General features: G+C 67.7%; 19 protein-coding genes. 11 read left to right on the top strand and 8 right to left on the bottom strand.

Annotation, left to right across the window (positions count from 1 at the left end):
- Nucleotides 1–102: 102 nt before the first annotated feature.
- Both ACTWPB_RS26980 and ACTWPB_RS26985 read left to right on the top strand, forming a co-directional pair.
- Nucleotides 103–600, top strand: a complete 498-nt coding sequence (locus ACTWPB_RS26980; RefSeq protein WP_446223294.1) for a hypothetical protein — start codon at nt 103–105, stop codon at nt 598–600.
- 112 nt (nt 601–712) lie between these two features.
- Nucleotides 713–2,668 (top strand): GMC family oxidoreductase N-terminal domain-containing protein, encoded by a 1,956-nt coding sequence (locus ACTWPB_RS26985; RefSeq protein WP_446223295.1) that lies wholly within the window; start codon nt 713–715, stop codon nt 2,666–2,668.
- A 113-nt stretch (nt 2,669–2,781) separates the two neighbouring features.
- Here ACTWPB_RS26985 and ACTWPB_RS26990 read toward each other — a convergent pair whose 3' ends face one another.
- From ACTWPB_RS26990 to ACTWPB_RS27005, 4 genes are read right to left on the bottom strand one after another with little or no spacing between them, the layout of a single operon-like run.
- A complete protein-coding gene (locus ACTWPB_RS26990; RefSeq protein ID WP_446223296.1) occupies nt 2,782–4,098 on the bottom strand; it encodes an AAA domain-containing protein in 1,317 nt (438 codons plus the stop codon).
- The gene (locus ACTWPB_RS26995; RefSeq protein WP_446223297.1) at nt 4,095–5,576 is read right to left on the bottom strand and encodes a hypothetical protein; all 1,482 of its coding nucleotides are present in this window, start codon (nt 5,574–5,576) and stop codon (nt 4,095–4,097) included. Before ACTWPB_RS26995 ends, ACTWPB_RS26990 begins: the two co-directional genes overlap by 4 nt.
- On the bottom strand, nt 5,573–6,658 hold the full coding sequence (locus tag ACTWPB_RS27000; RefSeq protein WP_446223298.1) for a hypothetical protein: 1,086 nt from the start codon (nt 6,656–6,658) through the stop codon (nt 5,573–5,575). Before ACTWPB_RS27000 ends, ACTWPB_RS26995 begins: the two co-directional genes overlap by 4 nt.
- Nucleotides 6,655–7,440 carry a hypothetical protein gene (locus ACTWPB_RS27005; protein WP_446223299.1) on the bottom strand — a complete coding sequence of 262 codons (786 nt, stop codon included), beginning with the start codon at nt 7,438–7,440 and terminating at the stop codon, nt 6,655–6,657. Before ACTWPB_RS27005 ends, ACTWPB_RS27000 begins: the two co-directional genes overlap by 4 nt.
- 137 nt (nt 7,441–7,577) lie before the next feature.
- On the opposite strand from ACTWPB_RS27005, the gene ACTWPB_RS27010 reads away from it, so the two are divergent.
- Nucleotides 7,578–9,086 carry a leucyl aminopeptidase gene (locus ACTWPB_RS27010; protein ID WP_446223300.1) on the top strand — a complete coding sequence of 503 codons (1,509 nt, stop codon included), beginning with the start codon at nt 7,578–7,580 and terminating at the stop codon, nt 9,084–9,086.
- On the opposite strand, the gene ACTWPB_RS27015 is transcribed toward ACTWPB_RS27010, so the two are convergent.
- A complete protein-coding gene (locus tag ACTWPB_RS27015; protein ID WP_446223301.1) occupies nt 9,087–9,437 on the bottom strand; it encodes an oxidoreductase in 351 nt (116 codons plus the stop codon).
- Between the two features lie 233 nt (nt 9,438–9,670).
- On the opposite strand from ACTWPB_RS27015, the gene sucB reads away from it, so the two are divergent.
- The 8 genes from sucB (at nt 9,671) to ppnP (ending at nt 15,817) form a co-directional block, all read left to right on the top strand.
- A complete protein-coding gene (gene sucB / locus ACTWPB_RS27020) occupies nt 9,671–11,386 on the top strand; it encodes a 2-oxoglutarate dehydrogenase, E2 component, dihydrolipoamide succinyltransferase (protein ID WP_446223302.1) in 1,716 nt (571 codons plus the stop codon).
- Between the two features lie 12 nt (nt 11,387–11,398).
- Nucleotides 11,399–12,292, top strand: a complete 894-nt coding sequence (locus ACTWPB_RS27025) for a TIGR01777 family oxidoreductase (RefSeq protein ID WP_446223303.1) — start codon at nt 11,399–11,401, stop codon at nt 12,290–12,292.
- A gap of 4 nt (nt 12,293–12,296) precedes the next feature.
- The gene (locus ACTWPB_RS27030; protein ID WP_446223304.1) at nt 12,297–12,800 is read left to right on the top strand and encodes an N-acetyltransferase family protein; all 504 of its coding nucleotides are present in this window, start codon (nt 12,297–12,299) and stop codon (nt 12,798–12,800) included.
- Between the two features lie 45 nt (nt 12,801–12,845).
- Nucleotides 12,846–13,595: a lipoyl(octanoyl) transferase LipB gene (gene lipB / locus ACTWPB_RS27035; protein WP_446223305.1), complete on the top strand. Its 750-nt coding sequence runs from the start codon at nt 12,846–12,848 to the stop codon at nt 13,593–13,595.
- Entirely contained in the window at nt 13,592–14,614 is a 1,023-nt protein-coding gene (gene lipA / locus ACTWPB_RS27040) for a lipoyl synthase (RefSeq protein ID WP_446223306.1), read from the top strand. The genes lipB and lipA overlap by 4 nt, the downstream gene beginning before the upstream one ends.
- A 64-nt stretch (nt 14,615–14,678) precedes the next feature.
- A complete protein-coding gene (locus ACTWPB_RS27045) occupies nt 14,679–14,978 on the top strand; it encodes a nucleotidyltransferase family protein (protein WP_446223307.1) in 300 nt (99 codons plus the stop codon).
- Complete coding sequence (locus ACTWPB_RS27050; protein ID WP_446223308.1) at nt 14,965–15,477, top strand: hypothetical protein; 513 nt, start codon at nt 14,965–14,967, stop codon at nt 15,475–15,477. Before ACTWPB_RS27045 ends, ACTWPB_RS27050 begins: the two co-directional genes overlap by 14 nt.
- 28 nt (nt 15,478–15,505) lie before the next feature.
- A complete protein-coding gene (ppnP, locus tag ACTWPB_RS27055; RefSeq protein WP_446223309.1) occupies nt 15,506–15,817 on the top strand; it encodes a pyrimidine/purine nucleoside phosphorylase in 312 nt (103 codons plus the stop codon).
- A 47-nt stretch (nt 15,818–15,864) separates the two neighbouring features.
- Here ppnP and ACTWPB_RS27060 read toward each other — a convergent pair whose 3' ends face one another.
- The 3 genes from ACTWPB_RS27060 to ACTWPB_RS27070 all read right to left on the bottom strand — a co-directional run bounded on the left by ACTWPB_RS27060 (nt 15,865) and on the right by ACTWPB_RS27070 (nt 17,911).
- Nucleotides 15,865–16,398 (bottom strand): hypothetical protein, encoded by a 534-nt coding sequence (locus tag ACTWPB_RS27060; RefSeq protein ID WP_446223310.1) that lies wholly within the window; start codon nt 16,396–16,398, stop codon nt 15,865–15,867.
- A 79-nt stretch (nt 16,399–16,477) separates the two neighbouring features.
- Nucleotides 16,478–17,218 carry a glucose 1-dehydrogenase gene (locus ACTWPB_RS27065; RefSeq protein ID WP_446223311.1) on the bottom strand — a complete coding sequence of 247 codons (741 nt, stop codon included), beginning with the start codon at nt 17,216–17,218 and terminating at the stop codon, nt 16,478–16,480.
- 150 nt (nt 17,219–17,368) lie between these two features.
- Entirely contained in the window at nt 17,369–17,911 is a 543-nt protein-coding gene (locus tag ACTWPB_RS27070; protein WP_446223312.1) for a hypothetical protein, read from the bottom strand.
- Nucleotides 17,912–18,401 lie beyond the last annotated feature (490 nt).

Below are 18,401 nucleotides of genomic sequence, written 5' to 3' on the forward strand. Positions count from 1 at the left end.
TCGGCCACAACCGCCTCTATGGAACACCGGTTTCAGCGACGGAATTCCCGTCAGTATTGTTGCCGCCGCAGCGTTACCTCAGCAATGTCGAAGTGCACTTTCATGTCCGGCGAGAAGCAGGAGGAAGACGGCGCGATGCCACGGTTTGTCATTTCCCAGTGTTTGGCGATCGGTTTGGCGGCAACAGCTCTGATGGGGTCGGCGGTGGGCAGCGCGGTGGCGCACCCCGGCGCCGACGACTCGATCGCGCAGGACGCGGCGCCCTGCGAACAGGTACGACAGGCGCGTCAGAACGACCGGGGAGTCCGCGCGGCTACCCCGGCGGCAGCGGGCCAGATCGACGCGGTGCTGATCACCGCGACCGACCGGAAGCCGATCGCGGGCGGAAAGATCGTCCTCACCGGCTTCGACGCGTGTGGCGACACTGTTCACCGGCACATGTCCACCGGCGCCAACGGCCAGGTGAGTTTCCGCGGACTGCAACCCGGCCGCTATCAGCTCACCGCGTACCGCAACGACTCGGCGGCGCGGTCGATCATCAAGGCCGATATCGACCTGGCGACTCCGTCGCTGAAAACGATCCAATTCACCGCCGACTGATCGCGACGGTCGGGCGGGGTAAACGCTGCCGAGCCCGAAACCCGTTGACTCCCAGCGCGGTCACGTGTCCCGTGATAGAACTCACCCCAGAGTGAAAAGGGGTGGTTTCCGCATGGATCCGACAGCCGAACAGCGGGCCGCGCTGGGCATGATCTGCGATACGTTTCTCCCCGGCGACGGACTCGGATTGCCCGCCGCGACCGAGATCGGCGCGGTCGACACGATCTTGCGCATCCTGGCGCGCAATCTCCGCGAAGCCGAAACGAAGCAGCTGGCAATGTTGTTGGGACTGTGGGACTCTCGCGTCTTCGGCCTGCTCACCGGCAGCGGCCCGCGCCGGTTCTCCACGCTCTCGCCGCAGCAGCGCGAGGCAGCCCTGCTGCGCCTCGCCGATTCCGGTCTCGCCCCGGCCCGGGCGATCTTCCAGGCGCTGAAGCAGGCTTCGCTGCTCGCCTACACCGTGAGTCCCGGTCCCACCGGGGCGAATCCGCTGTGGCAGGAGATCGGCTACCCGGCGCCGGTCGGGCGCCTCGAGACCGCCCCGAAACCGCCGCTCTCGCCACTGCGGTTCGCCGAATCCACCGCGCTCGACTGCGATGTCGTGGTGGTCGGCTCCGGCGCCGGTGGTGGCGCCGCGGCGGCGGTGCTGGCCGAAGCGGGCCTCGACGTGATCGTGCTCGAACGCGGAAACTATTACGACGACGAGGATTTCGGCAACGGCGAACTCGACGCGCTGACCACCCTGTACGCACCCGGCCCCGCCGCGTCGGCGGAAGGCCAGATCACCCTCGTCGCGGGCACCTGCCTCGGCGGCGGCACCGTGGTCAACTGGAGCACCTCGCTGCCGACCCCCGACTCGGTCCGCGCCGAATGGGCCGAGTCCGGCCTCGCGCAGTTCGCCTCCGACGAATTCGGTGACGCGCTGGCCGCGGTGCAGAAGCGGATCAGCGTCACCGACCGCAAATCGCCGCTCTCGGCGCGCGACGGCATTCTCGAACGCGGCGCGCGTGCGCTCGGCTGGGATGTGGATACGTTGCCGCGCAATGTCAGCGATGCCTGCGATGCCGGAATCGAGTGTGGACGTTGCGGTTACGGCTGTCGGCTCGGCGCCAAGCAGTCGGCGACCAAGACCTGGCTCGCCGATGCGGCCGAGCACGGCGCGCGCCTTGTGGTCGACGCCGATGTCCGCGCGATCACCGTGAAAGCTGGTCGGGCCGAATCTGTTTCGGCGCTCACCGCCACCGGAGTCGAGATCACCGTCCGTGCCAAGGCGGTCGTGGTCGCCGCGGGCGCGATCCAGACGCCCGCGCTGCTGCGACGATCCGGCCTGCGCAACAACAACATCGGACAGCATCTGCGGCTGCATCCGGCCGCCGCGGTGTTCGGGGTGTTCGAGGAGGAGATCAGGCCGTGGGAGGGCGCGCTGCAGGCCCGGATCAGCAGACATCACGCGAATCTCGACGGCAACGGGTACGGCGTCATCTACGAGACCGGGCCCAATCACCCCGGCCTGGCGACCGGGTTCATGAGCTGGCGTGGCGCGGCCGAATATCGCACCCGCCTGCTCGATTTCGCGCGAACGAGCTCGGTCGGCGTCATCACCCGCGACCGGGATCCCGGCACCGTGTCGATCGACGGCAGCGGTGAACCGGTGGTGAGGTACCGGCTGTCCGGCTACGACGCCCACCATCTGCACACCGGCATCGTCGGCGCGGCCTCGGTGCTCGAAGCCGCTGGCGCGCAACGGATCTACTCGGGACACCAGGCGGGTGTCTCGTTCGAGCCGGGTACGCGCGGCTCGCTGGCGGAGTTCGACGCCGCCGCCGCGAAGGCGGGCTACGGGCCCGGCCGGTGTTCGATGGGCGCCCTGCACATCATGGGCTCGGCCAGGATGGGCGGCACGCCGGAGCTCTCGGCGACCGACCCGGACGGCGCCACCTGGGATGTGCCGAACATCGTGGTGGCCGACGGATCGAGCTTCCCCACCGCGCCCGGCGTGAACCCGATGGTCACCATCGAGGCGATCGGCTACATGAACGCGAAACGGCTCGCGGCCAAGCTGAGCTAGGACCCGCGCCGTCGGCACCACCCGGGCGACTCGTCGAGCGCCGCGACGCAGGGTGACTGTGTAGCGGACACGCTGCCATATCCTCGCGGGAACCGTCGGGATTCAGCGCGGCGTCACGCGTGTCTCTCTTGCGCCGCCGCGCGGACGCGATGGCTCGACAAGTGGCTCAGCACAGCCTGATTCGCCTCCCAGCCGTCGGGGAACTTCACCGGGACCCCGAGATGGACCGGGTCGGCGGAGGGGTGCGCGTCGAGGAGTTCCGGAATTCCCGCGCGGCCCACGAGGATGCAGGCGTGGCGGTGCCGGGAAGCCAGCACGCAGAGTCGGCCTGCCTCCAGGTGAAAGGCGCTGGCGTCGCGGCGCCCCGAGAGTGGGTGCAGCACCAGGGTGACGTCGTATTCGCGCCCCTGGAGACGGTTGGCGGTGTCGACGGTGACAGGTTCGGCGCAGGTACCGCGCAGGGCGGTGCGGATGGCGTCGGCCTGGTCGCGGTGTGCGGTGCCGATCGCGACCCGGTCGGTGGTCACCGGATGGCTGCCGGATTCGGAGTGGGCGTTAGCGCCGCGTTCGATCAGCCGGGCCGCGATCGCGGCGATCGCGGCAACGGCTTCCCGGTCGGTGCGCAGGGTGTGCCGGGCGGGCAATTCGTACCAGCCCCAGCCGGATTCGGCCGCCTCCTCCAGCACCGAGTCGATCGGTCCACCCATGCCGCGGGTGGTGAAGTCCATGCGCCGGTCACCGAAACCGGTGCCGGACTGGAATGCGGTGAAGGGATAGAACGCTGTCGACACCACCGGCGCCGCGGTGGCGGGCAGGCGCCAGGACACCGGCAGCCGGTGGGTGGGGATGTTGTCGTTGTTGGCCAGCATCACGCTGACGGCACTCATGGTCGGATCCCAGGTGAGACCGGCCCAGCGCGCGGTCTCGACGGTCGCGAACGGATCGAGCTGGCCAGGATCACCCACGAACAGGCCACGATCGAACCGATTCGCGATGCGCAACAACATGTCCGAGCGCATCTGGTACGCCTCGTCGATGATCGCGTGCGACCAGCTGCCCTCGCTGATGGTGGCCCACTTGGCCGCGGTGCCGATGACGATGGTTCGATCCTCGAGGTCGCCCGGCTGCTTGGCGACCCGGACATTGCCGTGCCGGTCGACACGGTCGCTCACCACGTAGGCGGCACTGGACAACCGCCCGATCCGCAGCTCGGGGTCGGCGATGGCCAAGCGGTCGATGAGGTCGTCGACCTGCTCGTTGGTCTGGGCGACGATCATCCGCTGATCGCCGTCCTCGGCGAGCTGGCGGGCCGCGCGCACGACCAGCGTGGATTTGCCCGCTCCCGGTGGGGAGTCGACCACGATCGCGCGATGGCTCTCGTCGCGCAGGTCGGTGAGAATTCCCGCGACGGCCTCGTCCGGTGTGGTCACTGGAGTTGTTCCCCCTCGTCGTCGGTCGGCGGCGTCCATTCCGGCGGCGGACCACCGTGCGTCCACGGCGTCTCCTCGCGCGCGGGCAAATTCAGCATCCCGTTGAACGGCGCCGGTGTGAAGCGGGCGAAACCGAGGTCATCGCCTTCGGCGGGGACACTGCCCGGTTCGGCGATGAGTTTGCGTCCCATCCCGCCGGACAGTTCGAGAATCATGGTGTCGCCATCGATTTCGACAACAAGTCCGGTCTGTTTCGGCCGTTCGACGCACGTCAGTTCCTCACCGACCACCGCGATGAACGGATCGGTGGTGCGAAGGTGGATGTGCGGGCGCAGTTTCGGACGCGACCCCGACCGGTCGAGGCGCTCCGGTTCACTGTGCACGACGGTGCCGCGAAAAGCGGCGCCACTCACGCGATGTTCGAGCATGAGCAGCGGATCATCGAAAGCACACTGCCCCCGCAAGGCTTCCAAAGCCCGTTCCCGCTCGAGTAGCCTGCGCACCGCGGGGACGGCGGAATCGCGGCGGGCCTGCGGAATCCCCTCTGCGACATCGGCGGCGAAGCGGGAGAAGGCACCGCGATCGTCGGTCCACCGGTTCTCGACGCTGGCACCTTCCCCGAGTGCGCTCAGCAGCTCGATCGACCGCCACATCAGCTGCCAGGTGGGTTCGAGCTGGCCACGCAGGGAGCGCTCGAGCCGTTCGGCAGCGACAGATCTGGCCGAGTCGTCGGGTGCGGCGTTGTAGGCGGCGATCAACGGCGCGAGTTCTTCGTTGTCGAATCCGGGATCGGTGGCCGGACCCGCGGGCGGCGACAGCAGCGGATCCTCGGCCAGGGCGGCGGCCTGCGCGCCGGTGAACCCGGGCGGCGGATCGATCCAACCGAGCAGCGCCGCGAGATTGCCGTCTTCGAGCGTGGATTGGCCCGATGCCCAGTGCGCCGACAGCGCCGACGTCATCGCGGGCAGCACCGCCGAACCGGGATGTTCGGCCCGATCACCGAACCAGGTGAGCCAGCGCCCGAGCAGCGGAATCGACTCCGGCACCGGGTTGTCCCCGTCGACACGGTGAAACCGCACCGAACGCCCGAGCAGCTTCAGGAAATTCACGCCACCGGGATTGGGCGTCCATATCTGCGGAGCGTCCAGACACCGCGTGTAGGTCTCGCCCGCCTTGCTGGTGAGTTCCTCGGTGTCGACGAGAAACGTCGAAAGATAGGGCAGCACAACATCAGCCAACTGCTCGATGAACCGCAATCGCAGTACCCGGTCGCGAGGCTGGGGCACCGTCAAGACGTTCTGGTCGCCGGGCGAGGTGCCGATCATGATCGCCACCGGCGCCGCCGCCTCGCCCGCCAGCCGCAACGGCACGGCGACCAGCGGCCGCTCGGCGAGATGGAGGTGGCGCACCGCCGCGGTCGCCTGCGCACGGCCCGCTCGCACGGCCTCGGCCTTGGCCAGGGCCGCCAGCACGCTCATCCGGCGATCTCCCACCGCAGCCGGTGCGCGGTCCGCAGCATCGCGGTGATGTCGGCGTGCTCGGGGCCCGGTTCCAGTGTCCCGTCGGCCAGGCCGAGGACCGTGTGGATGTTGTCGATGCCACCCACCACATCGCACACCCCGCGCCCGAGCGCGTCCACCGAGCCACAGGTGCGGGCCTCGTCGCGGCAGGCGAACGCGAGCTCACAACTCGACATGCACTCGGGCGCGTAGCGAGCCGGAATCGCGGCGATCGTCTTCTCCAGGTTCTCCCCCGGCGCGAACGTGGCCTCGGGCGGCAACAGGTCGAGCAAATCGGGAATCGCGGTGAGCCTGGTCAATTGACGCGAGACCACGGCGAGCTGCTTGCGCAGATCGACGAGTTCGGCGGTCGGCCGATTCGAGAAGTCCTTCGCGCAGACCAGAATCACATTGTGCGACACGATCTCCGGCGGCTCGCCGATCTCGGCCATCAACTCGCGCAAGGCGATCACATACACCGCCGACTGTCGCGCGGCCGCCGCCACCTGTGCCGGATCGGCCTGCCCGTCGATCACCGGGAATGCCTTGACCTCCACCACATGGAACTTGCCGTCCAACTGCACGGCCACCACATCGGGTTCGAGATAGGCGGTGGCACCGGCGATATCGAGCCGCAGCATGGGGTGATCGAACAGGGTGCCCTCGCCCGCCGCGATCGTGCTCTTCAGCAATTGCCTGGTGCGTTGGTAGCGCACCGCGTTGCCGGTGTTCTCCCCCACCGAATTCAGGTCGTGGTAGGCGACTTCGGGAATCGTGAAGCCCAGTTTCTCGCGCAACAAGGCGAGCAATTCCGCGCAACCGTTCGCTTTGACCATCGACTCGAAAGCATTGCCGCGCGTGATGGCGAACTGGGACTGACCGAATTGTGGTGGGAATCCCAGCGATTGGGCGATCACGGTCTTATCCACCGCGGCCGCGTCGAGCAGGGCGCGGCGGGCACAGCCGGGATTGGCCGTCAGCGCGGCGATGGTGCGGGCATTGTGCCTGGTCGCGGGGGCTTGTCCGCGCAACCGGTCCAACTGTGCTGCGAGAGTGCTCATTCCACCTCGATTCGTCGCCGATCGGCTACGCCGAGCCGAACACCGAATAGTTGTGCGGCCGGATCCGCCAGCTGATCCGCTGCCCGTCGCGCGGCCGCGCGGCGCTGCCGCGCGTCCTCGTCCTCGTGCACCGCCAGCTCACGCCGCGCGGCCTCGATCACTGTCACCGGGTCGAGCGAATCCGGGGCGGTGCAGATGCCAGGAATCGACACGGCGAGCCGCCACAGTACGCGCAATCCAGCCGTTTCCCCCGCAGGCTGCGCCGAAAGATGTTCGGCCAAGCGAATAGCCGAAACCAGCAGCCCCACCCGCGGACTCAACGGACCGACCATCCGCCTTTCCAGTGGCCACGAACTCACCGCCATCAACCCACGGGCCGGCGCGAGCAGATCGGTGGTGAGCGCGGCGCACAGGTAGTACGGGCGCGCATACGGTGCCGACCGGAAGGAACGTTCCTCGTCCCGACGCAGACTCGTGAGCCGAGCGGGCAGCAGCTCGCCGGAGAAGAACGCGTCATGCGTCGCGAGTACCAATTTCGGCGAGGACGGCACCGACAGCAAGGTCAACGCGCGATGCACGTGTTCGCGCACCGGCACCCCGGGCGCCTGGGCGGCCTCGTCCGGCATCGACCCGAGAACCGCGGCATCCCAAGCGAATTCGGCCCGACGCAGTTCCGCGCGCAATTGCCGAGCCCCCGCCCGATCCCCACCGGCAGCGGCCCGTCGCACCTGCGCCCGCAAACCGGAGATGCGCACCTCCAGCTCCTCGGCCGAGTCCGTCACGAGTCGGAGCGTATCCACAGCTACCAGTATTGTCCAGTAATTCCCGGTATTCCTGCGACCGCCGACCATGCGCACCGCACACCCGCACACCCGGACTCGTGATGCGAGCACCGATAGCGACCGAATAACCTGGGGCAATGACAGCTGCTGCAGATCGTTCGCTCGGACCGGAATTGGCGCGCACCGAAACCATCGCCCCGGACACCGACGTGCTGGTGATCGGGTTGACCTCGTCGGAGAACGGACCGGCCATCGTCCCCGCCGACCTGTTCGGCGACGTGCTCACCGCCGAGGTTCGCGCGGAACTGCTGGACGCTCTGGGCTCGGTGGGCGCCAAGGGCAAGCCCGAGGAACTGACCAGGGTGCCCGCGCCGTCGGCGCTTGCCGACGTCACCAGCGTGCTCGCGGTCGGACTCGGCGCGGCCGACAAGATCGACGCCGAACAGGTGCGCCGCAGTGCCGGTGTCGCCGGGCGCGCGCTCAGCGGTACCGAACTCGTCGCCACCACCCTGTCCGGTATCGATCTGGGTGCCGCGGCCGAAGGTTTCTACCTCGGCGCGTACACCTTCTCCACCTTCAAGTCCAAGAGCGCGCCCAAGCCGGACGAGCGCCCGGTGGTCCGCCTCGAATTGCTGGTTCCCGCACCGGAATTCGGCACCCTCGACCTGCTGCGCGCCCAGCTGGTCGCCGAAGCCATCGCCACCGCACGCGATTTCGTCAACACCCCGCCGAGCGCGCTCTACCCCGCCGAGTTCGCCGAGCGGGCCCGGGCACTCGCCGAGGCAGCGGGCCTCGAGGTCGAGATACTCGAGCAAGACGCTCTCGCCGCAGCCGGTTACGGCGGCATCATCGGCGTCGGCCAGGGCTCCTCGCGCCCGCCGCGACTGATCCGGATCACCTACGCGGGCGGCCCGAAGAAGATCGCGCTCGTCGGCAAGGGCATCACCTTCGACACCGGTGGCATCTCGATCAAACCCGCCGCCAACATGGAGAACATGACCTCCGACATGGCAGGTGCCGCGGCGGTCATCGCGACCGTACTGCTGGCCGGGCGCCTCGGCCTGCCGGTCACCGTCACCGCGACCGTCCCGATGGCCGAGAACATGCCATCGGCTACCGCGCAGCGCCCCGGCGATGTGCTCACCCAGTACGGCGGCACCACCGTCGAGGTCATCAACACCGACGCCGAGGGCCGCCTCATCCTGGCCGACGCGATCGTGCGCGCGGTCGAGGACGAGCCCGACTACCTGATCGACGTCGCCACCCTCACCGGCGCGCAGATGGTCGCGCTCGGCACCCGCACTCCGGGCGTGATGGGCACCGAGGAGTTCCGCGACCGCGTCGCCGCGATCTCGCGTTCGGTCGGTGAGAACGGCTGGGCGATGCCACTTCCCGCGGAGCTGCGCGCCGACATCAACTCCAAGGTCGCCGACCTGGCAAATGTCGCACCGCACCGCTGGGGCGGCATGCTCTCGGCCGCACTGTTCCTCAAGGAATTCGTGCCGGAGGGCTTGCCGTGGGCGCACCTGGATGTCGCAGGTCCGGCCTACAACACCGGTGGCCCGTTCGGCTATATCGGCAAGGGCGGCACCGGGGTCCCGGTGCGCACACTGATCACCGTGATCGAGGAGATCGGCGCGGAGTAGTCACTCCCCCAGCTCGGCTTCGCGAGCCCGCCGCTCCTCGATGCGGCGGCGGGCATCGAAGTCGCGCATGCGTTGCGGGTATCCGGTGCGGTTGACGTCGTAGACCGGAATCTTCAACACACCGGCCAACCGGCGCGCGCCCTTCTCACCCACGATGCGGCGGGTCCATTCACCGTCGGCGGCCACCAGCACCGCTGTGACATCAGTCACAGTCGTTTTGGGTTCGATGAACGCTTCGACTCCACGCCGCGTCCGCGCCCAGTCCGCCAGGGCGCTCACCTCCGACGCGCTCTCGCGAGCGACTGACCTGCGCGCACCGCGCCCACCACGGAAACGATCCAGCAAACCCATCAGGCTCGACCTCCTCCATTCCGGCGGAATTCTGCTCACCGCCGTACATTCCATGGTGCCAGCTTCGCCCGGATCGCCGCCCTGCGCTACACCCGCGACGGACGAGTGCAAGGATGGTTGCCGGAACAAGAACCAACGTTTCCCGGGTGCTCCGCCGAGACCGGCGGGGTGGACGAAAGCCGCGACCCGCGACGGATGTCCGCCGGGTACACACTCGACAGGAGTCAGAGGACATGGCCTTCTCCGTCCAGATGCCAGCCCTTGGTGAGAGCGTCACCGAGGGCACGGTGACCAGGTGGCTGAAGCAGGAAGGAGACACGGTCGAGGTCGACGAACCGCTGCTCGAAGTCTCCACCGACAAGGTCGACACCGAGATCCCGTCGCCGACCGCGGGCGTGCTCTCCAAGATCGTCGCCCAGGAAGACGACATCGTCGAGGTCGGCGGTGAACTCGGCGTGATCAGCGATGCCGGCGAAACCCCCGCCACCGCACCTGAGCCTGCTGCCGCACCCGCCGCCCCCGAGCCGGCCCCCGCACCCGAGTCCGCGCCCGCCGCGCAGGCCCCTGCCGCCGAGGCCCCCGCCCCGGCTGCCGCGTCCGCCGGATCCGGCACGCCCGTGACGATGCCCGAACTGGGCGAGTCGGTCACCGAAGGCACTGTGACCCGCTGGCTCAAGGCCGTGGGCGACACCGTCGCCGTCGACGAGCCGCTACTCGAGGTGTCCACCGACAAGGTCGACACCGAGATCCCTTCGCCGGTCGCGGGCACGCTGCTCGAGATCACGGCGCAGGAAGACGACGTCGTCGATGTGGGTGGTCAGCTGGGTGTGATCGGTAGCGGTCAGCCCGCGGCCGCCGCCCCGGCACCGGCTCCCGCACCTGCGCCCGAGCCCACCCCGGCACCTGAGCCCGCCCCGGCTCCCGCGCCCGCCGCCGCGGCACCCGCGCCGAAGCCCGCTCCGGCACCGGCTCCCAAGCCCGCGTCCGCTCCTGCCCCGGCTTCGGCCAACGGCAGCACCCCGTACGTGACTCCGCTGGTCCGCAAGCTGGCCGACGAGAACAACGTCGACCTGTCGACCCTCACCGGTTCCGGTGTCGGCGGCCGCATTCGCAAGCAGGACGTGCTCGCCGCCGCCGAGGCCAAGAAGGCGCCCGCCGCCGCACCGGCTCCGGCCGCTGCTGCCGCGCCCGCGGCCAAGCAGTCCGCCGCCCCGAAGCTGGCCGCTCTCGTCGGCACCACGCAGAAGGCCAGCCGGATCCGTCAGATCACCGCGACCAAGACGCGCGAATCGCTGCAGAGCACCGCGCAGCTGACCCAGGTCCACGAGGCCGACGTCACCAAGATCGCGCAGCTGCGTCAGCTCGCTAAGGCCTCGTTCAAGGCGCGCGAGGGCGTCAACCTGACGTACCTGCCGTTCTTCGCGAAGGCCGTCGTCGAGGCGCTCGGTGTGCACCCGAACGTGAACGCGTCCTACAACGAGGACACCAAGGAGATCACCTACCACGCGTCGGTGCACCTGGGTATCGCGGTCGACACCGAGCAGGGTCTGCTCTCGCCGGTCATCCACAACGCCAGCGACCTGTCGCTGGCCGGTCTGGCCCGCGCGATCGCCGACATCGCCAACCGCGCGCGCACCGGTGGCCTCAAGCCTGACGAGCTCTCCGGCGGCACCTTCACCATCACAAACATCGGTAGCGAGGGCGCGCTCATCGACACCCCGATCCTGGTTCCGCCGCAGGCGGCCATGCTCGGCACCGGCGCGATCGTGAAGCGCCCGGTAGTGGTGACCGACGAGGCCGGTGGCGAGTCCATCGGCGTGCGCTCGATGGTGTACCTGCCGCTCACCTACGATCACCGTCTCATCGACGGTGCCGACGCGGGCCGGTTCGTCTCCACCATCAAGCACCGGCTGGAAGATTCGGCGTTCGAGGCCGATCTCGGCCTGTAGCCGAGGAATTCCATGAAGGTGGTCATCGCCGGTTCGTCCGGCCTGATCGGGACGGCGCTCGTCGCGGCACTACGCCGCGACGGGCACCAGGTCTCCCGTCTGGTGCGGCGCACCCCCGCCGCACCGGACGAATTCGCGTGGGATCCCGCGCGCGCCCAGCTCGACGAGCGGGCGTTGCGCGGGGCCGACGCGGTCGTGAACCTCTGCGGTGCCGGCATCACCGATCGTCGCTGGAACGGCGGTTACAAGCAGTTGCTGCGCGACAGCCGCATCACCCCCACCGACGTTCTGGCCACCGCGGTCGCCGCCGCTGGAGTGCCGACGCTGGTCAATGCCAGCGGCGCGCATTACTACGGCGTAGACACCGGTGACGCCATCGTCGACGAGACCTCTCCCGCCGGAACAGGTTTCCTGGCCACGCTGTGCCGGGACTGGGAAGCCGCGACCGAACCGGCATCCGAGGCAGGCGTTCGTACCGTGCTGATCCGCAGCGCCGTGGTGCTGGCCCGCAACGGCGGCATGCTCCGCACGTTGCACCCTCTGTACTGGGCAGGCCTGGGCGGACGCCTCGGCAGCGGCCGCCAGTACTTCCCGTGGATCTCCCTCGACGACGAGGTCGGCGCCATCGTCTTCGCGCTCACCAACCCCGAGATCTCCGGCCCGATCAACGCCACGGGCCCCGCCCCCGTCACCAACGCGGAATTCAACCGCGCCCTCGGCCGTGCGCTGCACCGGCCGACCCCGTTCATCGTCCCCGGCTTCGCCCTACATGCCCTGGTCGGCGAGCTGGCCGACTCGATCCTGCACGGCCAACGCGCCATCCCCTCGGTGCTGGAAGACGCCGGGTACACCTACCAGCACCCGACCATCGGCGCCGCGCTGGCCGCCGCCGTCGGCCGAGGGTGAGCCGATGCTGATCCGCGACGCCGACAAGGCCGACCTCCCCGCCGTGCTGGCCATCCACAACACCAACATCGCCTCCTCGACCGCGATCTGGGACACCGACGAAGTCGACCTGGACGACCGCCTCACCTGGTTCGCCACCCGCACCGCCGCCGCCATGCCGATCCTCGTCGCCGAGATCGACGGCGAGATCGCCGGCTACGCCTCCTACGGCCAGTGGCGCCCCAAATCCGGCTACCGCTTCACCGTCGAGAACTCCGTCTACGTCGACAACCACTTCCAGCGCCGCGGCGTAGCCACCACCCTGCTCACCGAATTGATCGCGCGCGCAACAGATTCCGGCCGAGTCCACGCGATGATCGCCGCCATCGAAGCCGGCAACAGCGCGTCCATCACCCTGCACGAACGCTTCGGCTTCCACACCGTCGGCGAACTCCCCGAGGTAGGCCACAAGTTCGGCCGCTGGATGGACCTCACCCTGATGCAGCGCACCTTCCCGGTCGAACCCTGACACCGTCCTTTGGACTCGTCGGTCCCCCGGCGTAACGTCGCAACGGTGAACGACACGCGCTCCACCGCGTCCGCGCGATTCGATTCGACCCCGATCGTGGTCGAGAATCTCGGACTCATCGATTACCACACCGCCTGGGAGCTGCAACGGCAGATCGCCGATCAGCGCGCCGCAGGCGAAGGCGCCGATCGGCTGCTCCTGCTCGAGCACCCGTCGGTCTACACCGCGGGCCGCCGCACCGAGGCCGAGGATCTGCCGATCGACGGCAGTCCGGTGGTGCAGGTCGACCGCGGTGGCAAGATCACCTGGCACGGTCCCGGTCAGCTGGTCGGCTACCCGATCATCCGCCTCGCCGAGCCCGTCGACGTCGTCCACTACGTCCGGCGCCTGGAGGAAGCACTGATCCGGGTCGTCACCGGACTCGGCATCACCTGCGGCCGCATCGAAGGCCGTTCCGGTGTGTGGCTGCCCGCCACCGATCTGTTCGCCGAACGCAAGATCGCCGCGATCGGGGTGCGTGTGCAGCGCGGTGTCGCCCTGCACGGCATCTCCCTGAACTGCAATTCCGCCCTCGACGGCTTCCAGGCGATCGTGCCCTGCGGCATCAAGGACGCCGGTGTCACCACCCTGACCCGCGAACTCGGCCGCGAAGTCACCGTCGCCGAACTCGAGCCCCTCGTCGCCGCCGCGATTGTTGCCGCGCTCGACGGCGAAATTCCCGTCACGCCCCATGACATTGATCGCACCACCGCACCGGCGAACGCGCAGGCCCCGAGCGTAGAGTCGGTCCGGTGAGTTCCGTAGACGCCTCTGCCCCCGCCGGACGCAAGCTGCTGCGCATCGAAGCGCGCAATGCGGAGACACCGATCGAGCGCAAACCCAAGTGGATTCGCACCCGCGCCACCATGGGCCCCGAATACACCGAGCTCAAGAGCCTGGTGAAATCCGAAGGCCTGCACACCGTGTGCGAAGAAGCGGGCTGCCCCAACATCTTCGAATGCTGGGAAGACCGCGAGGCCACCTTCCTCATCGGCGGTGAACAGTGCACCCGCCGCTGCGACTTCTGCCAGATCGACACCGGCAAGCCCGCCGCCCTCGACCGCGACGAGCCCCGCCGTGTCGCCGAGAGCGTCCAGTCGATGGGCCTGCGCTACTCCACGATCACCGGCGTCGCCCGCGACGACCTCGACGACGGCGGCGCCTGGCTCTACGCCGAGACCGTGCGCGCCATCAAGGCCATCAACCCCGCCACCGGCGTCGAACTGCTCATCCCCGACTTCAACGCCGACCCCGACCAGCTGGCCGAGGTCTTCTCCACTCGTCCCGAGGTCCTCGCGCACAACCTGGAAACGGTGCCGCGCATCTTCAAGCGCATCCGCCCCGCCTTCCGCTACGAGCGCTCCCTCGCGGTGATCACCGCCGCCCGCGCGGCAGGCCTGGTCACCAAGTCCAACCTCATCCTCGGCATGGGCGAAACCCCCGAAGAGGTCACCGAGGCGATGCGCGACCTGCACGAAGCGGGCTGCGACATCCTCACCGTCACCCAGTACCTGCGCCCCAGCCCCCGCCACCACCCGGTCGACCGCTGGGTGAAGCCGGAGGAATTCGTCGAACACTCCAAGGTCGCCGAAGAACTCGGCTTCGCCGGCGTCATGGCAGGCCCCCTGGTCCGCTCCTCCTACCGGGCAGGCCGCCTCTACGCCCAGGCGATGACCCACCACGGCCGCGAGATCCCGGAAGCCATGGCCCACCTCGCCCAGGAAGGCACCGCCTCCCAGGAAGCCAGCTCGGTCCTGGCCCGCTACGGCAGCTGAAAGCGCTTGCCCGCCAGGTTAAGCTGGGAAACCACGCTGGCGAGGTGTCGTTCGAGGAGACGCGATGGCGATTGATTTCGACGCGCTGATGCCGCAACTTCGAGAGCTGTGCGAAAAGTACGACGTCATCGAACTGTCAGTGTTCGGATCCGTTGCCCGAGGTACTGACGGGCCGGATAGTGACGTCGACCTTCTCTATGTGCGTGAGCCGGGCAGTCGCATGGGCATCGAGTTCTTCGGGTTCCAGGACGACCTCGAAGAGTTGCTTCACCGCATAGTCGACGTGGGTCCCAAGAAGTACCTGAAACGGATCATTCGTGATGCCGTCCTCGCGGAAGCCAGGGTCATTTATGACGCGTCGTAATGAACCGCCCTGCGATGATATTCGCTGGAATAACATTCACCAGTATCTCAACTCCGACGCATTTGGATACCTGCCGGACGTCACAATCACCGACACATCGGAGGCCGACTGGGGTTCGCTCCTGGCGCTGATCGCAGCGTCGACATGGGACTCTGAGTTCATCCATGGTTCGTCCGCGGATAGTTGGCCGACCGCCACCGAGTTTCTTGACACCTCGGATGACCTCACTCGCGAAGTACGGGTCCACCCCTCACCCGATATCCTGGTGATCGTGCGGCCGTTCGCGCCGTCCTGGATCGAGTTCGACCTGGATGGCCGCGAGATTCTCGATCAAGCCCGTCTGGATGTCGTCTGCGACTTCGTCGCCGCAGTAGGTCGGCACCTCGTCAAGCCCACGGTGCTCACGCTGGAGCTCGCCGCAGGTCTGCCGGTGTTCGGCTACGAGCCCCGCGCCGATCGGGTCGTGCGCTATGTGACCGCAGCGCCTCAACTAGACTAAGGGTCCCCTCACCCCCTCGGAAGGACCCATGTCGAAGTTCGAGAACGTCTCCGTCAGCAAGAAGGCCAACGTCTACTTCGACGGCAAATGCGTCAGCTACAGCCTCGAGTTGCCCGATGGCGCCTCGGTGTCGGTCGGCGTGATCCAGCCGTCGTCGCTCACCTTCACCACCAATGCTCCGGAGATCATGGAGCTGGTCGCGGGTGAGGCCAACGTGACATTGGCCGGGACGACCGAGGCCATCACCTACCGTGCGGGTGAGTCGTTCAAGATCCCCGGCGACAGCTCGTTCGACATCGAGGTCGTCGACACCATGCACTACGTCTGCTACTACGGCTGACGAACCGGAGCCGGGGCGACCAGATCGGTCGCCCCGGATCGCCGGATCTACTTCACAAGGAACTCGTCCTTGTACAGCCGGTTGGGCCGCGGGGCGGTGGCCTCGCTCAATTCCACCTGAAAGTCGCTCTCGCGCTTGGTTCTCGGCCGGTAGCTGCCACCGAAGGTGACCATCACCGACCCGCCGACACCGGTCGTGCCACGAGCTGAAATCGTTTCCCGGCCCGCGTTGAACACCGTCGCCACATCGCGCCCGTCATTGCCGACCGCGATCTGGCCGTCATGGAAGAACTGCACGAACGTCCCGTTATCCGCGCCAACGGTCGCGGCGATCGTGTGACCCTTTTCCGGGTCGAGCTCGAACTCCGCATCGCACTGCTGACGCCGATCCACAGGGCCGGGCTCACCGAGCGTGCGCCCGATGCCGAGCAGCACAGTCTCGCCGAGAGCGTTGTGCCGCTCGCGACCTTCTTCGGTCCACAGGTGGGTGGTCGACCAAACCTTCACGCGCCCGTCATCGAAAAGCGACACCCGGTCGTCGGTGCCGTTGCTGATCAGATATTTCGCACTGTTGGGGGCCATCCCTCCATCTTCCTCGCTTTCGCGCGCCGAGATAACACGTTCGGGTGAGCTGATCGCCCATCACGCTCTGCGCGCCAGGTCAGAAGCTTTTGTGCGGTACACCGACGGTGAGCCCACCGTCGACCACGAACTCCGCGCCGGTCGAGTACGAGGACTCGTCGGAGGCCAGATACGCCACCAGCGCCGACACCTCGTCCGCCTCGGCGGCCCTCGCGAGCGGAATCTGCAAGAAGTCCGAAGGAATCCCCTCGGTCATCGGCGTGGAAATGAACCCCGGATGCACCGAATTCACCCGGATCCCCTGCGGCGCGAGCTCCAACGCCGTCGACTTGGTGAGCCCACGGACCGCGAACTTCGTCGCCGTGTACCCGTGCAGACCAGGGCTGCCCCGCATCCCCTCCACCGAGGAGATGTTCACGATCGACCCACCACCAGCCGCCTTCATCGCCGGAACGGCCGCCTGCATCCCGAGAAACGTCCCGGTCAGGTTGATATCGATGATCCGCTGCCACTCATCCAACGCGAAGTCCACCAGCAGATTCCCGTTGACGATTCCCGCATTGTTCACCAGCACATGCAGCCCACCGAACTCCTCGACCGCCGCCGCCACGCTCCCCGCCCACTGCTCCGGCTCACGAACATCGAGATGCCGGTACGCCACCGCATCACCGAGTTCCTTCGCGACGGTGGCCCCTTCGTCATCGAGCACGTCCCCGATCACCACCGACGCCCCCTCGGCGACAAACCGCCGAGCATGCGCCGCTCCCATCCCCCGCGCCCCACCACTGATCACCGCGACCTTGCCGGCCAACCGTCCCATGTCCGCATACTCCTTCGTAGAACCGAAACCCCTCACACCGTATGAGGACGGCCCCTCGAATGGGCAGTATTGCTAGAACACGTTCCAATTTTTCCCGATGGACGGCAATGCGCTCACGGGAGCGCCGACCAAGCCGACCGCGAGCTGGAATCAGCAGGCGATGTTGGCCGCGCCCGACGATTCGAACGAAATGTGCACGTGGTCATAGTGATTCTGCGTCGGGCTGCCGCGATCCTCCATGTAGGACCAGCCGTTACCGTCGTTGTAGCGCTGCTGCCAGATCACGTAGGTGATGCCGAAGCGCGCCTTGTTGGCCAGCACGAAATCAGCGATCGTATTGCCCAACGCGGCGTTGGGCGTCATGACGTCGAGGGCCTGACCCGCGCCATGGTCACCGTCATAGCGGCCGTTGGCGCCGCCGATGTCGCTGACCCCGAACATCTTCTGCAGCAGGTTACCGACCTGCGCCACATGCGGCAGAGTCCCGTTGAACTCCGTCCCGCACAACACCTTCACCTTCAGCGCCGACAACGCCGCCAGCTCGTCATCCGCCCTGACAATCGGCCCCGGTTGCGGCGCATCGTGCGTCGGCGCGGCGGCGATCGGGTCGGGCTCGATGGCCGAGGTCGCATGCGGTTCCACCGAAGCGACAGTCTCGATGCCAGCGCTGGGCCGCAACGCCATCAGCAACATGCCGGGAACAGTCGCCGCGAGACTGCATACGGCCAGCGGCAGCCGGCTCTTGGGAGCCGACGGTTTGCGATGCGAAGCAGTCACGTTGTCAATCACCAGTCATTGTCGAGAGCAGGTCACTGTCAGATTACGAAATGGTCGCGGAAAAGTCACGCCCAGACACACGCCAACAGTTGGACCAGCATCTATCACCGAGAACGTTCGCGCAATCCCTCACCCGCGTGTCGCGGACGCGAAGGTACGGCGCCGTCGATTCCTCATGCACTCGAACGTCGCCGAAACCCTCCTTCAGAGCCGCCAGGATCGCAACGATCGACCCCTCGGGCCGCCGCCAGCTCGGATCCGCGCAGCACAGCTCAACCGTATCCGGCACCAATTCCACTCTTCTGCAATCGAATTCGCCTGTCGCTTGCTCAGGTCATCGACAAACCGCACAGCACGATTCATCACCCCGACGATCGCAACGACATACCGGTACCGGCAGTATCGT

It is taken from the genome of Nocardia sp. IBHARD005 (assembly GCF_052814245.1).